The 18,107-nt window shown below is 72.0% G+C and carries 13 protein-coding genes and 1 other RNA gene; 12 read left to right on the top strand and 2 right to left on the bottom strand.

The genetic code is table 11. The annotated features are described in order from the left end of the window. From Q1K33_RS01145 to Q1K33_RS01130, 4 genes are all read left to right on the top strand, one after another. Window positions 1-846: a transglutaminase family protein gene (locus tag Q1K33_RS01145; protein WP_300399843.1), complete on the top strand. Its 846-nt coding sequence runs from the start codon at window positions 1-3 to the stop codon at window positions 844-846. Window positions 847-970: 124 nt separating this feature from the next. Further along, window positions 971-2,083 (top strand): YibE/F family protein, encoded by a 1,113-nt coding sequence (locus Q1K33_RS01140; RefSeq protein ID WP_300399842.1) that lies wholly within the window; start codon window positions 971-973, stop codon window positions 2,081-2,083. 22 nt (window positions 2,084-2,105) lie between these two features. Then, window positions 2,106-2,495, top strand: an RNA gene (rnpB, locus tag Q1K33_RS01135) — RNase P RNA component class A. 91 nt (window positions 2,496-2,586) lie between these two features. Further along, window positions 2,587-3,327, top strand: a complete 741-nt coding sequence (locus tag Q1K33_RS01130; RefSeq protein WP_300399841.1) for a DinB family protein — start codon at window positions 2,587-2,589, stop codon at window positions 3,325-3,327. Between the two features lie 253 nt (window positions 3,328-3,580). Here the strand turns inward: Q1K33_RS01130 and Q1K33_RS01125 are convergent, their stop codons facing one another. Next, complete coding sequence (locus tag Q1K33_RS01125) at window positions 3,581-5,248, bottom strand: GAF domain-containing sensor histidine kinase (protein WP_300399840.1); 1,668 nt, start codon at window positions 5,246-5,248, stop codon at window positions 3,581-3,583. 121 nt (window positions 5,249-5,369) lie between these two features. Between Q1K33_RS01125 and Q1K33_RS01120 the strand changes: the two genes are divergently transcribed. Then, a complete protein-coding gene (locus tag Q1K33_RS01120; RefSeq protein ID WP_300399839.1) occupies window positions 5,370-5,780 on the top strand; it encodes a pyridoxamine 5'-phosphate oxidase family protein in 411 nt (136 codons plus the stop codon). Between the two features lie 16 nt (window positions 5,781-5,796). Here Q1K33_RS01120 and Q1K33_RS01115 read toward each other — a convergent pair whose 3' ends face one another. Continuing rightward, on the bottom strand, window positions 5,797-6,429 hold the full coding sequence (locus Q1K33_RS01115) for a response regulator transcription factor (RefSeq protein ID WP_300399952.1): 633 nt from the start codon (window positions 6,427-6,429) through the stop codon (window positions 5,797-5,799). A 201-nt stretch (window positions 6,430-6,630) separates the two neighbouring features. On the opposite strand from Q1K33_RS01115, the gene Q1K33_RS01110 reads away from it, so the two are divergent. The 7 genes from Q1K33_RS01110 to Q1K33_RS01080 all read left to right on the top strand — a co-directional run. Next, complete coding sequence (locus Q1K33_RS01110) at window positions 6,631-7,611, top strand: hypothetical protein (protein ID WP_300399838.1); 981 nt, start codon at window positions 6,631-6,633, stop codon at window positions 7,609-7,611. Window positions 7,612-7,673: 62 nt separating this feature from the next. Next, window positions 7,674-8,558 carry a universal stress protein gene (locus Q1K33_RS01105; RefSeq protein WP_300399837.1) on the top strand — a complete coding sequence of 295 codons (885 nt, stop codon included), beginning with the start codon at window positions 7,674-7,676 and terminating at the stop codon, window positions 8,556-8,558. Between the two features lie 36 nt (window positions 8,559-8,594). After that, entirely contained in the window at window positions 8,595-9,203 is a 609-nt protein-coding gene (locus Q1K33_RS01100) for a hypothetical protein (RefSeq protein WP_300399836.1), read from the top strand. Between the two features lie 59 nt (window positions 9,204-9,262). Then, window positions 9,263-10,438, top strand: coding sequence for a M48 family metalloprotease (locus Q1K33_RS01095; RefSeq protein ID WP_300399835.1), 1,176 nt, complete (start codon window positions 9,263-9,265; stop codon window positions 10,436-10,438). After that, entirely contained in the window at window positions 10,438-15,534 is a 5,097-nt protein-coding gene (locus Q1K33_RS01090) for an AAA domain-containing protein (protein WP_300399834.1), read from the top strand. Before Q1K33_RS01095 ends, Q1K33_RS01090 begins: the two co-directional genes overlap by 1 nt. A 37-nt stretch (window positions 15,535-15,571) precedes the next feature. Beyond that, window positions 15,572-16,864: a PQQ-dependent sugar dehydrogenase gene (locus tag Q1K33_RS01085; RefSeq protein WP_300399833.1), complete on the top strand. Its 1,293-nt coding sequence runs from the start codon at window positions 15,572-15,574 to the stop codon at window positions 16,862-16,864. Between the two features lie 111 nt (window positions 16,865-16,975). Continuing rightward, the coding region (locus Q1K33_RS01080; RefSeq protein ID WP_300399832.1) for a serine/threonine-protein kinase at window positions 16,976-18,107 on the top strand (1,132 nt) is incomplete at its 3' end.

Genomic DNA, 18,107 nt, shown 5'->3' with positions numbered 1-18,107 from the left:
ATGAGCATGCAGCTGCGCGTCGACCACACCACGACCTACGACTACGACGGCAAGGCCGTGGCCTCCTACAACCAGGCCCGCCTCACGCCCGTCACGACGGTCGACCAGATCGTGGTGCACAGCCGCGTCGAGGTCAGTCCCAAGCCGTGGACCTTCGAGTACCGCGACTACTTCGGCACCCACGTCACCGCCTTCGAGGTCGTGGACCCGCACGAGGCGATGACGGTCAGCGCCACCTCGACGGTGCAGACCAACCGCACGCCCGCTCCCCCGGCGTCGCTCACGTGGGAGGCCCTCGCCGAGCGCGAGGTCGCGGACCGCTGGACCGAGTTCCTCGGCACGCCGCCCATGGTGGCCGCCCCGGCCGACTTCGAGCAGCGCGCCAAGCAAGTCGCCGCCGATCACGAGCTGCCCGGCGACGCCGCCCGCGACCTGTGTGCGCTCGTGCACGACGAGGTCGAGTTCGTGCCCGGCATCACGCTGGTCGGCGGCCTGGCCGCGACCGCCTGGCAGCAGCGCGCCGGGGTGTGCCAGGACATGGTGCACCTCGTCGTCGGGGGCCTGCGCTCGGTCGGGATCCCGGCCCGCTACGTCTCCGGCTACTTCCACCCCGACACCGAGCCCGTCATCGGGGAGACCGTGCACGGCTACTCCCACGCGTGGGTGGAGTGGTGGGACGACGGTTGGCACGGCTTCGACCCCTGCAACAACGTCGAGCCCGACGACCGCTACATCAGCGTCGCCTTCGGTCGTGACTACCTCGACGTGAAGCCGATCAGCGGCATCTACTCCGGCGTCGGCACCTCGCGCCTGGACGCCGACGTCGCCATCGTGCGACTGGCCTGAGCAGCACCGCGTGGCGGGTTCGCACGCGCACCGCTCAGGTCAGCACGGGGCACACGGGGCACACGGGGGCGCATCGGTTCCCGTCGAGCGCGGTCCCCGCACCATCCTGCTCGCACTCCTGGCCGTGGCCGGTCTCCTCACGATCATCGGGGTCCTCGCCCTGTGGCCGGACGGCGAGAAGGTGGACTCCCTCTCGGAGGAGGTGAGCTTCGCCGCGCCGGGGGTGACGTTCCCCCGCGCCGACGTGCTCGCCGTACAAGCCGCGTGCGAGGACCTGACCGACGACGACGCGTGCGGCCGGGTCAGCGTGCAGGTCACCGAGGGCGTGGGCATCGAGAGCCGTCTCGAGGTCAACGTCCCACCCGACGTGCTCGATGCGGGGCTGGCCGAGGGCGACACCGTCAAGCTGATCAGAACACCCGCCCAGGCCGGCGAGGAGCCGACGTACAACTACTTCGGCACCGTGCGCAGCGCTCCCGTCGCCCTGCTGTTCGCGATGTTCGTGGTCGTGGTCCTCGCGGTCGCTCGACTCCGGGGCCTCCTGGCGCTGGTCGGGCTGGCGTTCAGCGCTGCGGTGATCCTGACGTTCATGCTCCCGGCGCTGCTCGCCGGAGAGAACGGGCCGCTCGTCGGTGTGGTCGGGTCCTCGGCGATCATGTTCGTCGTCCTCTACACCACCCATGGCTTCTCGCTACGCACCAGCGCGGCGCTCGGCGGGACCCTCGTCGGCATCGTGCTCACCGCAGGCCTCAGCGTCCTCGCCGTGGGTGGGTCCCGATTGACGGGCGTGGTCGACGACGGCGACCGGATCCTCAGCACCCTGGCCGGGGACCTGTCGTTCCAGGGACTGCTGACGTGCGCCATCATCATCGCCGGACTCGGGGTCCTCAACGACGTCACCATCACCCAGGCATCGGCGGTGTGGGAGATCCGCGGGGCCGCCCCGACGGTCTCGAGGCGACGCGTCTTCGTCAGTGGGATGCGGATCGGACGCGACCACATCGCCTCGACGATCTACACCATCGTCTTCGCCTACGCCGGCACCGCACTGACGATCCTGCTCGTGCTCTCCCTCTACGACCGCCCGTTCCTCGACCTGCTCGCCACCGAGGAGATCGGACAGGAGGTCGTGCGCACGTTGGCCACCAGCATCGGCCTGGTGCTCGCCGTACCACTGACCACGCTGATCGCAGTCGCGACACTGCCGCCGGCGACGAAGGACACCCTGTCCGGATGAACCGCTATCCTGCTCGAGCGGATGGGCTGGCCGGGCGACCGCGTTGTGCCGAGTGATCGGCGCACCGAGGAAGGTCCGGGCTCCACAGAGCAGGGTGGTGGGTAACACCCACCCGGGGTGACCCGCGGGACAGTGCCACAGAGAACAGACCGCCACTCCGGTCTCACGACAGGAGCGGTAAGGGTGAAACGGTGGAGTAAGAGACCACCAGCACGCCGGGTGACCGGCGTGGCTCGGCAAACCCCGCCCGGAGCAAGATCAGACAGTGCACGACGGTCTCGACCGAGAGGGCTGCTCGCCCGAGTGCACGGGTAGATCGCTGGAGGCGGCCGGCAACGGTCGTCGTAGATGGATGGTCGCCCTCGCTCCTCACGGAGCGGGACAGAACCCGGCCTACAGGCCAGCCCGTCCGCACCGGGGCCCTTCGCCCGCCCGCGCGCCCGGATGACACGCCGGCGGCTGTCGTGCGACGGTGTGATTCCCTCTGTCTGAGCGGAGCACGCATGACCACGAACGAGCAGCCTCGGGAGTTCCTCGACGCCGACCTGCGCGGGGCCCGCTTCGAGCGGTGCGACCTGTCGGGTGCGGTGATGCGCTCCGTCGACCTGCAGGCCGCCGACATCGATGCCCCGTGGCTCATGGAGGAGGGTGGCTCGCTGCTGGTCAACGGCATCGACGTGGCACCCCTGGTGCAGGCCGAGCTGGACCGGCGGTTTCCCGGACGCAGCGAGCGCCGCGCCGCCGACCCGGCCGGCCTCCGGTCGGCGTACGCCGCGGTCGAGGACGCGTGGGCCGCGGCGCTCGACCGCGTCGCAGGCATGCCGCCAGGCACGGTCGACGTCCGTGTGGACGACGAGTGGAGCTTCGCCCAGACGCTGCGCCACCTCGTCCTGGCCACCGACATCTGGCTTCGTGGTGCCGTGCACGGGATCGAGGACCCGATGCATCCGATCGGCCAGCCCCACGCGGAGTACGCCAGCGACGGCTACGACGTGTCCATCTTCTCGGCCACCCATCCGTCGTACGCCGAGGTGCTGGCCGTGAGGGCCGAGCGACAGGCCATGGTGCGCGACTACCTGGCCTCAGCCACGCCCGAGGGCCTGGCGACCGAGTGCCCGCACCCGTGGGCACCCGAGCGGCGGGTCGCAGCGATCCACTGCCTGCACACGATCATCGGCGAGGAGTGGGAGCACCTCCGCTTCGCGCTGCGCGACCTCGACGCCATCGAGACTCTCGAGGCTTGATCAGGGACCGGCCGGGCCGGTCGGGTGCCTTCCGGACCTCCACCAGGTCGAGGCAGGCGTCAGCAAGGAACCGCTCGACCTCTCGCGCGAGCGGAAGCACAGGACGAGGTGCTGGTCACCTCAGCGCCCATGATCGCGAGCACGAGGTCGCAACGATCGGGATCGAGCGCGTCGTAGAGCCGCGCCAGGCGCGGGTCGACGAAGATCCGGTCGGGCACCCGGCAACTCTCACACCACGGACCCGCACCGTCGATCAGGTCGGCGGCCTCTCGGGAGCGTCGGCACGAACCGCAGGCACCGCCCACACCAGGCGTGTCCCGCCGTTCGGACCGTCCCCGATGGCGAAGGAGCCTCCCAGGCGGAGAGCCCGGTGGCGGATGTTCCTCACTCCGCTCTCGACCACGGCGCCAGGTAGGCCCCTGCCGTCGTCGGTCACGGTGAGCACGACGTCGCGCCCGACCGCCAGGACGATGTCGAGCGTCGAGGCCTCGGCGTGACGACTCGCGTTCGAGATCGCCTCTGCCAGGACGGCCAGCAGGTCGGGAGCGACCTCGGGTGGGACGAGCGTGCGCACCGGCCCCTCGAACGTGAGACTGGGTCGAAACTTCAGTGTCTCCCGGGCGCGCTCGACCATCCGGGTGACCTCGGACTGCAGGTCCGTCGAGTCACCCACGGTGCCGAGCGCGAAGATCGTGCGTCTGATGTCCTTGATCGTCGCGTCGAGGTCGTCCACTGCGGTGGCCAAGCGCTCGGCGGTCGCCGGGTCGGCCGAACGCCGCGCCGTGCTCTCGAGTCCCAGCCCCACGGCGAAGAGGCGCTGGATGACCAGGTCGTGAAGGTCTCGCCCGATCCGGTCCCGGTCCTCGAGAACGGCGAGCCGCTCGTCGGTCTCACGACCCTGGGACACCGCGATCGCCAGGCCCACCTGCTTGCCGAAGCTCTCCGGCAGGGCGGGATCCACCTCATCGAAGGCATCTCGACGCCCCTGCGACCACCCGAGCGCCAGCACCAGGGGTCGACCGAGCCGATCGGCTCCGACGGGAACCGAGAGCCAGGGGCACGGTTCGAGCCCCGTCGCCGGGCTGTCGAGACGGACCGGCAGACCTGACGCCCCGCCCGGCAGGTCGCCGCCGGCACTTGACGAGGCCACGACCTCGCCGGCACCCGGCCCGGAGGAGGAGACGATCCACGTGTGGTCGGACCCCGCCGTGTGTCGAGCCCGGTCGGCAATCGTGTCCAGGGTCTCCTCGTACGTCGACGAGGCGGCGACGAGCGCGGTGACCTCGGCCGTCACCGACGACCAGACCTCTCGGCGCTGCGTCGCCTCGTAGAGGCGAGCGTTCTCGATCACGACACCGACGGCCGCGGCAAGCGCCACCACGATCTCCTCGTCCTGCGCGGTGAAGTCGGTGCCGCCGGCCTTCTCGGTGAGGTACAGGTTGCCGAAGACCCGTCCACGCGTGCGGATGGGGACACCCAGGAACGAGTGCATCCGAGGGTGCTCGGCCGGGAAGCCGTAGGAGCTCGGGTGCTCGGCAATGTCGTGCAACCTCAGCGGCTCGGGACGGTCGATGATCAACCCCAGGAGGCCGTGCCCGGTCGGCAGGTCGCCGATGACGGTGGCCGCCTCGTCGGAGATGCCGTGGTGGATGAACATCCGCAACCGCTTGTCCGCCCCCTCTCCGAGCACGCCGAGCGCCGCGTATCGGGCATCCACCAGAGCACCCGCGATGGTCACGATCCGAGCCAGGACGCCGTCCAGACTGAGGTCCGCGGCCACCGTGACGACAGCGTCGAGGAGCAGCCGAAGACGTTCCTTCTCGTCCAGCACTCCCTCGACCCGCGCCAGCACCTCGCGCAACAGGGCGTCCAGCGCGGTGTCACGCAGCGATGAGTGCTCGTTCGTCGTGCCGCCGTCCACCCTGACCTCCTCTCGGCCCCGCGCCGTTGACCCAGGTCCCGCGATGACAGGACCTCTGCCCCCTGCGCCGTCGAGCGGGCCTACCCAGACTAGGGGGACGACCCGCCACGAGGAGGCGATCATGCACCAGGACCGGTCCGCCGAACGCCAGCTCCAGGAGCTGAGTGAGCACGACTGCTGGAACCTCGTCTCGTCCGCGGTCGTCGGCCGGATGGCCTGGCAGGGAAGCGGCGGCATCACGATCGTGCCGGTCAACTTCGTCCTGGACGGACGCGAGGTGCTCGTCCGTACTGCTGCCTACTCGGCGATGGCCCGCGAGTGTGACGACGCTGCGGTGGCATTCGAGGTCGACCGACACGACCCGATGGCGCGATCGGGGTGGAGTGTCCTGATCCGTGGTCGCGCCCACGTCGAGTTCCGTGCCCATAGCGACGAGCCGGGCGTCGACGTGTGGCCCTCGGGTGCTCGACCGCTGCACCTGCGCCTCGACCCGACCTCCGTCAGCGGTCGACGACTTCGGCCATCCAGCTGAGTCGTCGCCGCTGCGGCTAGGTGTCGCTCTGGTGCTTGGCGACGAAGAGCGCAGCCTGCGTGCGACTGTTCAAGCCGAGCTTGGCGAGGAGCGCCGACACGTAGTTCTTCACCGTCTTCTCCGCGAGGAACATCTCCTCCGCGATCTGGCGGTTCGTCATTCCCTGCCCGATCAGACCGAGGATGCGCTGCTCCTGCGCGGTCAGCTGGGCGAGCCTAGGGTCGACGGCGGGCCCGTTGCGTACCCGCTCCAGGACCTGCGCAGTCACCTGCGGATCGAGCATCGACTGTCCTGCCGCTACCCGGCGCACCGTGTCGACCAGGTCACTGCCGCGCACCTGCTTCAGGACGTAGCCCGCCGCCCCCGCCATGATGGCCGCGATCACGGCCTCGTCATCGTCGTACGACGTCAGGATCAGCGCCTTCGTGGCCGGCTCACGCGAGCGGATCTCGCGGCACACGTCGATCCCGGTCCCGTCCGGAAGGCGACCGTCGAGGATGGCGACGTCGGGTCGCACAGCGGGGATGCGACGAGCAGCCTCCTGAGCCAGCCCCGACTCCCCGACCACCTCGATGTCTTCCTCTCCCTCGAGCAGCTCGCGAATCCCCCGACGCACGATCTCGTGGTCATCGAGCAGGAACACCGTGATCGGTCGGGCTCGCCCGTCGGCGTCGTCGCTGGCCGTGGAGGTCGGGGGCGGGTCGCTGCTGGTCACGCCCTCACGCTAGTGGTGGCCTCAGCTGTCGACCAGGGATGCCGGCCTGCGAGGTCGGGACCTTCGTCCCTGACCTCGAGCACGGGGCGAGGTGCACGATGTGGCTCCCTCCTGCGACGATCGGAGCACCTCGCCATGTCACCGGCGTCGACACCACGCGCCGCCACCGGCGTCCACGCCGTGGCCGGGGCCCTGTCCCCGGCCCTGCGGGTGGTCGACCTGGCGCGTCGTGCCCCCAGCATCCGCAACAGCCAACCCTGGGGCTGGAGCGTCGACGGCACCACCATCCACCTCTACGCCGACTGGGACCGGTGGCGGCGGCGGGACGACCCGGCCGGGCGGCACCTGCTGATCAGCTGCGGTCTCGCGCTCCACCACGCCGAGGTGGCCGCGCGGGGCCTCGGCTGGGAAGCGGTCGTGTCACGGTTCCCCCACCGGGACGGGGCTCGTCACGACCTCGTCGCACGCCTGGACCTGGTGCCGTCCTTCTCCTCGCCGGACGGTGCCGCCGAGCTCACGGCGTTGACCCAGCGCCGTACGGACCGTCGTCGCTTCACCTCCTGGCCGGTGCCGGAGGAGCTGGTCCAGGACCTGTGCGCGTCGGCCGGCGACCGCGGCGGGCTCGCCGTGTCCCTCCCCGACGTGGTCGACCGCTTTCGTGTCCAGCACCTCGTCGGTCTCGCCCAGCGCCTCGGAGGCGGCGCACCCGTCGAGAGCGCCGGGGGCCCGCGGTGGCTCGCCGGGACCGGGACCTCGGTGGAGGTTCACGACGGCCTGGTCGTGCTGTGCAGCCAGGCGGACGGCCCCGAGTCCTGGACGACCGTGGGCGAGTCCCTGGGAGCTCTCTGGCTGACGGCCGTACGGCGAGGGCTCGCGGTGGTGCCCCTGAGCCAGGTCATCGAGATCGAGGACACACGTCAGAGCTTGCGCTCCTCGGTCCTCGGGGGTCTGGTCCTGCCCCAGCTGCTGGTCAGGGTCGGCTGGCAGCCGATCGGCCACACCGGACTCCCCCGCACGTCGCGTCGCTCCCTCGAGAGCGTCACCAGGCCCCGACCGACCACCACCGGTCCCGACGGAGCTCGGCCGGGAACGGGCCCGGGACCTTCCGGGCCTTAGGTCCCGCGGGAAGGGGTCGCTCGGCCGTGGGCACCAGCGCCGGGTCCGAGCACGATCAGGACATGACCACACACCTGGAGCTCCACGACCTCCCCCACGGCACGATCGTCGTCGGCGTCGACGGCTCCCAGGGCAGCGATGATGCGCTGGACTGGGCTGCTGACCTCGCCACACGTGCCCGCCGCAGCCTGACGGTCCTGCACACCGAGGCGCCACCGGTGCCTTGGAACGCCGTCGGCTACACCGGCGAGCTCACGTCGCTGCCCGCACTCCGCGAGTCGGTGCTCGCGGCCGGCGCCCACGTCACCGACTCCGCCCTGGAGCGCCTCCGCGCCCGTCGCCCCGAGCTGGAGCTGGCGGCGGTCACCGGCACCGTGGACCCACGCGTGAGCCTGGTGGAGGCCTCGAAGCAGGCGCACCTGCTCGTCCTCGGCTCGCGCGGCCGCGGACCGATCGCCAGCCTCCTGCTGGGATCCGTCAGCCGTGAGGTGACCCGGAGCGCCCACTGCCCCGTGGTGGTCGTGCGGCCCGGCCCCCACGACGCCGGAGACCACGTGCTGGCGCTGATCGATGGCACCCCGGCAGGTCTCGAGGTCATCGAGTTCGCCGTCCGGCACGCGTCGGCGATGGCCCTGCCGCTGCACGTCGAGCACCTGTTGTGGACCGCCTACGAGCTCGAGCCCCAGCTGGTCGAGGGCGCACGCCGGCTCCTGGCCGAGGCCTGCGCGGGCCTGGGCGAGAAGTTCCCCGATGTCGAGGTCACCTCCGAGCTGCGGCACTTCACCAATCCGGAGGAGCTGATCGAGGCGGCCACCGACGCCGCCCTGGTCGTCGTCGGCCACCACCCGGCGAGTCGGATGCACCGCATCCTCTACCGGTCCGTCTCGTCCGAGGTCCTCGAGCACGCGTCCGTACCCGTCGCAGTCGTTCCCACCCCCCAGTCCTGACCCCGCGTCCCACCCATCCATCGAGGAGACACCGCCATGACCGTCCTGCACCCGCACCGCGCCCCCGCCGTCTCGGCCGCATCCACCAGCGGCAGCCGGCCGGCTGCCGAGGAGAGCACCCGCCAGGTCACTCCACGTGCCGCTCAGGCCTTGGCCCTCCTGAGGATCGGCTTCGGCCTGACCTTCCTCTGGGCCTTCTTCGACAAGCTGCTCGCACTCGGGTTCCACACCGGGTACAACCAGGACGGCGTGCTCGACCGCTTCGGGGAGGCTGCCTGGGTCAATGGAGGATCTCCCACTGCGGGCTTCCTCTCGTTCGGCACGGACGGTCCCTTCGCGGACGCCTACCAGTCGATCGCAGGATCGGCATGGGTCGACTGGCTGTTCATGCTGGGGCTGCTGGGCATCGGCACCGCCTTCACGCTGGGCATTGCGATGCGTGCAGCCGCCGCGAGCGGCGCGCTGCTCTACCTGATGATGTGGTCGGCGGCGCTGCCCCCGGAGACCAACCCCGTCATCGACGACCACGTCCTCGGGGCCATCTCGCTGGTCGCCCTGGCCGCCGTCGGTGCCGGGCGCACGTGGGGTCTGGGCCGTGCGTGGGGCCGCATGCCGGTCGTCCGCCGGTACGCCGCGCTCCGCTGAGCAGCCGGTTCGCCCACTGATCCGCGCCCCATCCTGCCGGACACGGCAGGATGGGGCGCGTGCTGCGTGAGCTGATCCCGCTCCCCTACCACCGCTCGGTGGCCGACATCCTCGAGCGGGAGAACCCCCGCGCCTTCGCCTCCCTGCTCCCCCGGGCCGTCGGGACCACCGACGACGACCTGCTCCGCCACACCTACCGCCTCGAGCCCGGATCGCACCCACGTCCCCACGAGGCCCTCCTGCGGGCGGCCAGCGCACTCGGCGTCACCGTGCCGGTGCAGGTCCACGCCGACGAGCAACCCGTCGGACCCAACGCCGAGCTGGTCTTCGTGCCGGAGACGGCCATCATCGTGGTCAGCGGCTCGCTGATGGACCTGCTCGACGACGACGAGTTGACCGCCGTGATGGGCCACGAGCTCGCCCACCACGTCCTGTGGTCCGCTGCGGGCGGCCGCCACCTCGCGGCCACCCGCCTGCTCGAGGCCGCCGAGCACGACGGTCGTACGACGAGCGAGTACCTCGAGACCGCGCGGCGGCTGCGCCTGAGCACCGAGCTGTACGCCGACCGCGGGGCGCTGGTCGCGTGCGGCGTCCTCGAGGCGGCCGTCGGCGGGCTGCTCAAGGTGACCACCGGGATGCGCGACGCCGACCCGGAGGCCTACCTGCGTCAGGCCGGCGAGATCTCGTTCGCCACCTCGGCCAGCGCTCGGCGCACCCACCCCGAGACCGTGCTGCGCGCCTGGGCGCTGCAGCGATGGGTCACCGGCGAGTCCCTCGCAGACCTCGAGGCCGAGGTCGCCGCGGCCATCGGTCCCCGGCTGGACCTGTCGATCCTGGACCTCGTGGGCCAGGACGACCTCGCCTCGATCACCCGTGAGCTGGTCCGCCAAGCCGCCTTCCTCGAGCAGCTGCGCACCCCCGAGGGGCTCGCCCTCGTGGAGCGGTACGACGTGACGGCGCCTCCGGGCCCCTCGCCCCTGTCCGAGGTCGGTCGCGAGACCCTCGGCGACCTGCCACTGGAGACGCGCCGCTACCTGTGCGCCGTCCTGACGGACCTCGCCACGGCCGGCAGCGACGACCTCACCGGCTCGCTGGCCTCCGCGCTGGCCTTCGCGCAACGCAAGGACCTCGGCGACGACCTGCTGGGCTTCGTCACCGAGGAGCTCGGCCTCTCCGAGCGCCAGCGCACCCGGCTCGTCGCCGACGCCGAGGCTCTGCGGGCGGTGCAGGCCTGATGCAGGACGCCGTACGCCGACTGGTCGCCGACGCCGGGTCTCGTGGTGGGTTGCCGCTGGACGACGTCCTGGCCCTGACCCTCCCGCTCCTGGAGGCCGTCGCCGAGATCCACGACCGCGGACTCGTGGCGCCGCTGCGGGGACTCGACGCGCTCGACGTCCTCGACCATCGCCTCGTGCTCCACCACGACCACGGCCACGCCCGACGACCTCGGCTGCATCCGCGTGCCGTGGCCGACGCCGAGCGCGAGCTGCGCGCCGCCGCTCTCGACGTCACCCGCGCCGCGGACCGCCACCACGACCTGCGCTCCGGTCGCCCCGAGACCACCTCGGTCGTCGACGTCGACCCCGCCTCGCCCGCGGGTCTGCGCATCGTGGCCGGCTGGCAGCGCTGGGAGCACCTGCTCGACCACCACGACGAGCTCACCGACATCGGGAGCCTCGGGGAGCTGGCCGTCGCCCTGCTCGCCGGCCTCGACCTGGCCACCCACCAGGACGCAGCCGACCTCGCGACCCATCGCAGCAACCTGTTCGCCCTGGTCCCGCGGCTCGATCCGGTGGTCGCGGCCATCCTGACCGCGATGATCCAGCCCGACCGCCGCCGGCGCCCCGCGGACCTTCCCGACCTGGTCACCCGGCTGCGGACCTACCGAGACCAGCCCGAGGACTTCGACCTCGACCGCGTCCTGGCCGGCGACGCGAGCGGCCCACCGCGCGAGCGCCGTGAGCTGGTCCTCTCCCACCTGCGCGAGCGGCTCTTCGACCTCAGCCGGCGCAACCCGCTGCTGCACTTCCGACCCTCCGCACGCACCCTCGACCTCACTCAGGCATCCGTGCCACTCGTGCTCGACGTCCGCTCCATCCGCCCCGAGTCGCTCTTCACCTGGGGCGGCCCGACCTCGCGCCGCCTGGGCGCGGGAGGGACCGTCGACGTCGGGTCGGTGGTGCGCTGGGAGGAGGCGCCGTACGCCGAGTCGAGCCTCGACACGATCGCGGCCACCGCACGGCGCGACCGCTCGGAGTTCGGTCAGGACCAGCTGCGGCTCGTGGTGGCCTTCCTGCGCTGGCACGACGTGCACGACGACCCCGCCACCACCATCACCTCACCCCTGGTGCTGGCGCGCGCCGAGATCACGAAGCGCCGCGGCGTGCGCCACTCCCACCGCCTGCGGCTGCGCGACGCCGCCGCAGCCGAGGTGAACCCGGTCCTGCGCCACCAGCTCCGCGAGCTGTACGGCTTCGTCCTGCCGGAGACCGTCGACCTGAGCGACCCGACCGCGATCGAGGCGCTGCGCGAGGACGTCGAGCGACAGGGACGCGCCACCCAGGCGGGGCTGAGCATCGCGCTGGTCGAACACCCGAGGATCGAGCTGATCCGCTCCCGGGCAGAGACGGCGCTCACCTCCTACCGACGGCGACGTCAGGGCACGCGCCCGGTCATCGGTCGCCGGCACTACCCCTACTCCTACACACGTCCGGACTGGGCGCCGCTCGGCGTGCAGATCTATGCCGACCGGGTACGCCGTCAGCCTCTCGAGGTCGCGGTGGAGCTCGGAGACGCTCCTCACCCGCGTGCCACGGCGGCCCCCGACCCCGGTGCCACCGATACCGACCTGTTCACCGTCGGATCGACGGCGACCGACAATCCTTTCGCCTGGGAGGTCGACCTCTGCTCGGTCACGCTGGCCAACTTCAGCTACCGGACCTTGAGCCTCGTGCGCGACTACGACGCGCTGCTCGCCGAGCCCCGTCCGCACCCGGCGTTCGACGAGCTGTTCTCCGCGGCGCCCCGGGAGTCACCCGCGACCGGGACGCCGTACCGGCTGGAGGACCGCTACCTCGTCGTGCCCGCCGACGACTCCCAGATGGCCGCGATCGCCCAGGCACGCGCGGCCGACAACTTCGTCATCCAGGGGCCTCCCGGCACGGGCAAGTCGCAGACCATCACCAACCTGATCGCCGACTACCTGGCGCGGGACAAGCGGGTGCTGTTCGTGTGCGCCAAGCGAGCCGCCCTGGACGTCGTGCACGCCCGGTTGCGTTCTCGGGGACTCGACGAGGTCTGCACCCTGGTCCACGACAGCCAGCAGGACAAGAAGACCTTCGTGCACGGGATGCGCGACACCTACGAGTCCTGGTCGAACCCCACGTCGGGCGACAGCCTGGCCGAGGTCGAGGCACGCCGTCGGCGCCTGGTCGACGAGCTGACCGCGATCACCGACGAGCTCGGCGCCCTCGACGACGCCCTGCTGTCCGGAGACCCGCGCACCCTCGAGGTCCTCGACGCGCTCGTGGACCTGCGTGACCACAGGTGGGGCACGGACCTCGCCCCCGACGAGGTCCTCCTGTTGCCGAGCCTCCGCACCTGGGCGGCGGCCCGCGCGGAGGTCGACCGCCTGATGGACGGCCTGCCCGGCCCGCTGGCCACCACCCCGCTCGCGCTGGTCGCCGTCGAGGCGCTCGGCCGGCCCCGCCCCGACGCCGAGGTCGCCGCTGTCGCGGGGCGTGTCGCGACCGCGCTCGAGAGCCTCGTCCGGTCCTTGCACGAGTCCGGAGGACCCGGCCTCGACGAGAGCGTCGCCCGCCTGACACTCACCGACGTCGAGGCCGTGGCGCGCCTGCACGCGCTGCTGGACCCGCTGGCCCGACGTGGCCGCCTGGGCGCACTGCAGAGCCGCTCTGCCACCGCCACCGACCTCGCAGCCGCGAGCGAGGCGCAGGCCCGTCTCGTGGCCGCTTCTACGGCAGCAACCGAGGCGGCCGGGGCCTGGTCCGAGCGTCCCGTGCCCGACGAGGCACGCCACGCCCTCGACGTGGCACGCGCCAAGGAGAGCGCCCCGTTCCGGTTCTTCAGCGGCGAGTGGCGGCGGGTGCGTCGCCTCGTCGAGGAGTCCTACGTCGTCCCCGCGGCCACATCGATGCCCGCCGCGTCCGCGGCCCTCTCGCTGCTGGTGGCCGCGGACGACGCTGATCGGGCGCTCGCCGAGAGCCGTGAACGTGCGCGCACCGAGTGGGGGCACGGTGACCTCGTCACCCTGGTCGTCGCCCTCGACGACCTGCGCGGTCGCACCGACCACCTGGCTGGGTGGCGGGATCGACTCGCGGCGGACGACGACGCACCTCGGGCTGCGTTGGACCACCTGGCAGCCGACCTGCACGACCTGCGCTCCGCGGGGCGCGGCGTACTGCTCCTCGACGGCCACGACCTGAGCGACCTGACGACGTGGACGACCGCCCTCGGCTCCGACGCGGGCGCTGCGCTCGTGAGGTCGGGGGCGCCGCGCATGGTCGAGCTCGGAGCCAGCCAGGCACAGGTCCTCGACGCCCTGCGTCGGCTGAACGCCACTCCCGACCAGATCTCCTACGCGGTGCTGGCGGCCGAGCTCGCCACGGCCCGGGCAGGGGCGCCCGCCCTCGGCAGGGTGGACGGGCCACGCATCGCCGCGCTGCTCGACCGAGTCGCCGCCGTCGAGCCCGACCTCCACGCGGTCAACGCCGAGGTGGTCGTCGCGCGCCTGCGCGACCGCTTCCGCGCCCGCTCCGCAGCCGCAGCACGGCAGGCGACGTGGAGCGAGGGGCAACGCGTCCTCGAGCACGAGTTCGGCAAGGTGCGCGCCTACAAGTCCATCCGGCAGCTCGCTGAGGGCTCTCCCGGCGAGGTCACCGCGGCGCTGCGGCCGGTCTGGCTGATGAGCCCGGCGTCCCTGTCCGACACCCTGCCGCTCACGTCCTCCTTCGATGTCGTCATCTACGACGAGGCCAGCCAGGTGCCGGTCGAGGAGGCCGTCCCCGCACTGCACCGGGCGGCTCAGGTCATCGTGGTCGGCGACCGGATGCAGCTGCCACCGACGCGCTACTTCACCGCCGGACCGGCGAACGGCGATGACAGCGGCGGTCCCGACGAGCTCGACGACGAGGCCGAGGCCCGGCTGGGGGTCGTCCTCGATGCCGACAGCTTCCTCGCGGTCAGCTCGACCCGGCTCCCCTCGACGATGCTGCTGTGGCACTACCGCAGCCGCTTCGAGGCGCTGATCCAGTTCTCCAACACCGTCTTCTACGACGGTCGACTCGCCACGGTGCCCGACCGCACGCCCGCGCTGCGCGATCGGCGTGCCCTGCTGGTCGGCGGAGGGGCCCCCGACCCGGAGGTCGCGAGCGCGGTGACCGACGAGGTGCTGACGCGCAGCATCAGCGTGGTGCGCGTGCAGGACGGGGTCTACGACCGCCGTACCAACGCCCGGGAGGCGGCCTGGACCGCCGCCCTGGTGCGTGACCTGGTGCTGCGCCGCAGCGGCCTGACGATCGGTGTCGTCGCCTTCTCCGAGGCTCAGCAGAGCGAGATCGAGCGCGCCCTCGAGCGCCTGACCGAGCAGGACCGGGAGTTCGCCCGGGCGTACGACGACGAGGTCGCTCGCGAGGAGGACGGTCAGGGCGTCGGGCTCTTCGTCAAGAACCTCGAGAACGTCCAGGGCGACGAGCGCGACGTCATGGTGATGAGCGTCTGCTACGCGGCGGCCCCCGACGGCCGGATGCGGATGAACTTCGGCCCGATCAACACCGCAGGTGGAGAGAAGCGCCTCAACGTCATCTTCAGCCGCGCGCGACGGCACATGGTGCTGACCTCCAGCATCGATCCGTCGGCCATCACCAACGTGTACAACCCGGGTGCGCGCACGCTGCGTGACTTCCTCGCCTACGCCGAGGCGATCTCGGTCGGTGACGACGCCGGCGCCGCCCGCACCCTCGCTGCGTGGCGCACCGACGGTCTCGGGGTCGTGCGCGACCCCGCTCCGATCGTGACGCAGATGGCCGAGGTGCTGGCGGCCCGCGGCCTCGACGTCGTCACCTCGCTCGGAGGCTCGGACTTCCGCTGCGACCTGGCGGTGCGTGCGCCCGGGGCCGAGCGCTGGACGCTGGGCGTCCTGGTGGACCACGCGCGAAGGCTTCGTACCGGGTCGACGGAGCAGCGCCGTGTCGTCCAACCCGGCGTGCTGCGGGCATCGGGGTGGCGGGTCGAACAGGTCACTGTTGCGGAGTGGCTCGCCGGGCCCGATGCCGTGGTCGAGAGACTGGCCGCGCGGGTGCACGTCGCCTGAATGATCCGCACGACCTCGCCTCTCCTACCATGAGCCCATGAATCGTGGCCCGCTCGTCACCTCCGCAGCCCTGGCTGCCACCGCTGTGCTGCTGGCCGTGGGGTGCTCGCCGCAGACCAAGAGCGACACGAGCCGGGATCTCGACAGCCTTCCCGCGGCGAGCACGGCATCGACGAGCCCCTCCGAGATCGCCCCCTCCGCGGCTCCCCAGCCCACCGGCGACGCGACGATCATCCCGCCCGACTCGGCCTCGGAGCCGCCGACGACCGAGCCCGACGGTGCCGCTGAGCCGAGCACGCCGGCGTCTCCCGACGCCTCGCGCTCCCCTGTCGGTACGGCGAGGGGGTCGGTCCAGGTGGTCGACACCGTCGCCACCGACATCCCCATCCCCTGGGGCATGGCCGAGCTGCCCGACGGCACCGTCCTGGTCACCAGCCGTGACGAGCACCACCTCTACCGGGTCGCGCCGAAGGCGGGCAAGGTCGTCGACCTCGGCGAGATCCCGGGGGTCGTGAGCGACGGCGGCGAGGGCGGTCTGCTCGGGGTCGCGGTGTCGTCGTACTACCCCGGCACCAAACGCATCTTCCTCTACTACTCCACTGCGACGGACAACCGGATCGCGACGGTGACCCTGCAGCCCGGCTCGCCGGCGACGCTCTCGGACCCGGAGGTGGTCTTCAGCGGGATCCCGCGGGGCTTCCGGCACAACGGAGGTCGGATCGCGTTCGGTCCCGACGACATGCTCTACGTCGGCACCGGAGAGACCGAGGTGCCGTCGCTGGCCCAGGACACCTCCTCGCTGGGAGGCAAGATCCTGCGGATGACACCGCAGGGCAAGCCCGCGCCGGGCAACCCGTTCGAGAACTCCGTGGTCTACAGCTACGGGCACCGCAACGTGCAGGGACTGACCTTCAACGAGCAGGGCCGCCTGTTCGCCTCCGAGTTCGGCGACAAGACCGCCGACGAGCTCAACTGGATCCGCCCCGGCCGCAACTACGGCTGGCCGGCGAGCCAGGGCACGACCGACCTCGAGGGCATCACCAGCCCGATCGCCGAGTTCGGCACCGACGAGGACTCCCCCAGTGGCGTCGCGATGGCCGGCGGCTCGGTCTACATGGCCGCACTGCGGGGCGAGCGACTGTGGCGGATCCCGCTCGACGGCACCAAGCTGGTCGCCCGGCCGCGCGCGTTCCTGATCGGGGAGCTCGGGCGGCTGCGCACCGTGCTCGCCCTGAGCGAGACCCAGCTGCTCATCTCGACGAGCAACACCGACGGGCGGATCTCGCCGCGTCCCGGCGACGACCGGCTGCTCCTGCTCGACGTCAACTGATTTGCCGCTCGCGCCGGCACCGGAGTCGCCCCCACGGGTGATGATCGTCCCGGCGCGGTCGGGCCATGATGGGGTCTACCGAAGTCCTCGACGTCATGGAGCTCCCGCACGATGCCGGCACCGCGACGTCTGGGCTCCCGCTACGAGGTCGGCGACCCCATCGGGCACGGCGGGATGGCCGACGTCTACCGCGGCCACGACCCGGTCCTCGGTCGCGACGTCGCGCTCAAGGTGCTGCGTGACACCGGGTCCGTCGATGCCCGACGCTTCGGCGACGAGGCGCGTCTGCTCGCCACCCTGAGCCATCCCGGCATCGTCACCCTGCTCGACGCCGGCGTCACCGACGAGACCCCGTGGTTGGCGCTCGAGCTCGTCGAGGGTGAAGGGCTCGACCTCGAGATGGGCCGCGGCCCGATGGCCGAGGCGCGCGTGCGACGGATCGGCGCCGCCGTGGCCGCGGGCCTGGACCACGCGCACTCCCGTGGGATCGTGCACCGCGACGTCAAGCCCAGCAACGTGCTCCTCACGCCCGACGGGAGCGCCAAGCTCACCGACTTCGGGATCGCCCGCCTCGCTGACTCCAGCGCCGGGCTCACCCGTACCGGCCACACCGTCGGGACGGCTGCCTACCTCTCACCGGAGCAGGTCCGAGGCGACACCGTCATCCCTGCCGGAGACGTCTACTCGCTGGGGCTCCTCCTGCTCGAGGCGCTCACCGCAGTCCGTGCCTATCCGGGGCCGCCCGTCGAGGCAGCGCTCGCCCGACTGCACCGGGCGCCGCTCATCCCGGCCTCGCTCCCGCCGGGCTGGGCGTCCCTGCTCACGACGATGACTGCCTCCGACGCCTCGTTGCGGCCGAGCGCGGGCGAGGTCGCCCGGCGCCTGGCCTCGCCGGGAGCCCCGGTGCCGGCTCACGACACCGGGTCGGCGACCACGGGGACGCACACCACCGCCGTCGCCCTGGCGCCCACGCGGCGGTCGCGGAGACCCGCCGTCGCGGTGCTGACGGCAGCAGTCCTGGTCGTGGCCGCCCTGGTACTGCTCAGGCTCCCCGGCGGTGAGGCGCCGGCCTCCGCCGAGGTCGTGGATGCGACGCCGACCGCCTCCGCAGGTCCCGCAGGCGACGAGCCCACGTCGCGAGAGCGTCGAGCAACACCGTCCGCGAGCACCACCTCGGCCGCGGTGACGCCGGTGGAGACAGGCGCCCAGGCGGAGACGAACATGAAGGCCGAACAGAAGGCCG

The organism is Nocardioides sp., assembly GCF_029937575.1.
In the GTDB taxonomy this organism is placed as follows: domain Bacteria; phylum Actinomycetota; class Actinomycetes; order Propionibacteriales; family Nocardioidaceae; genus Nocardioides.
Note: the sequence above shows the minus strand (reverse complement) of the source record. Positions and strands in the feature narration are given on the sequence as shown.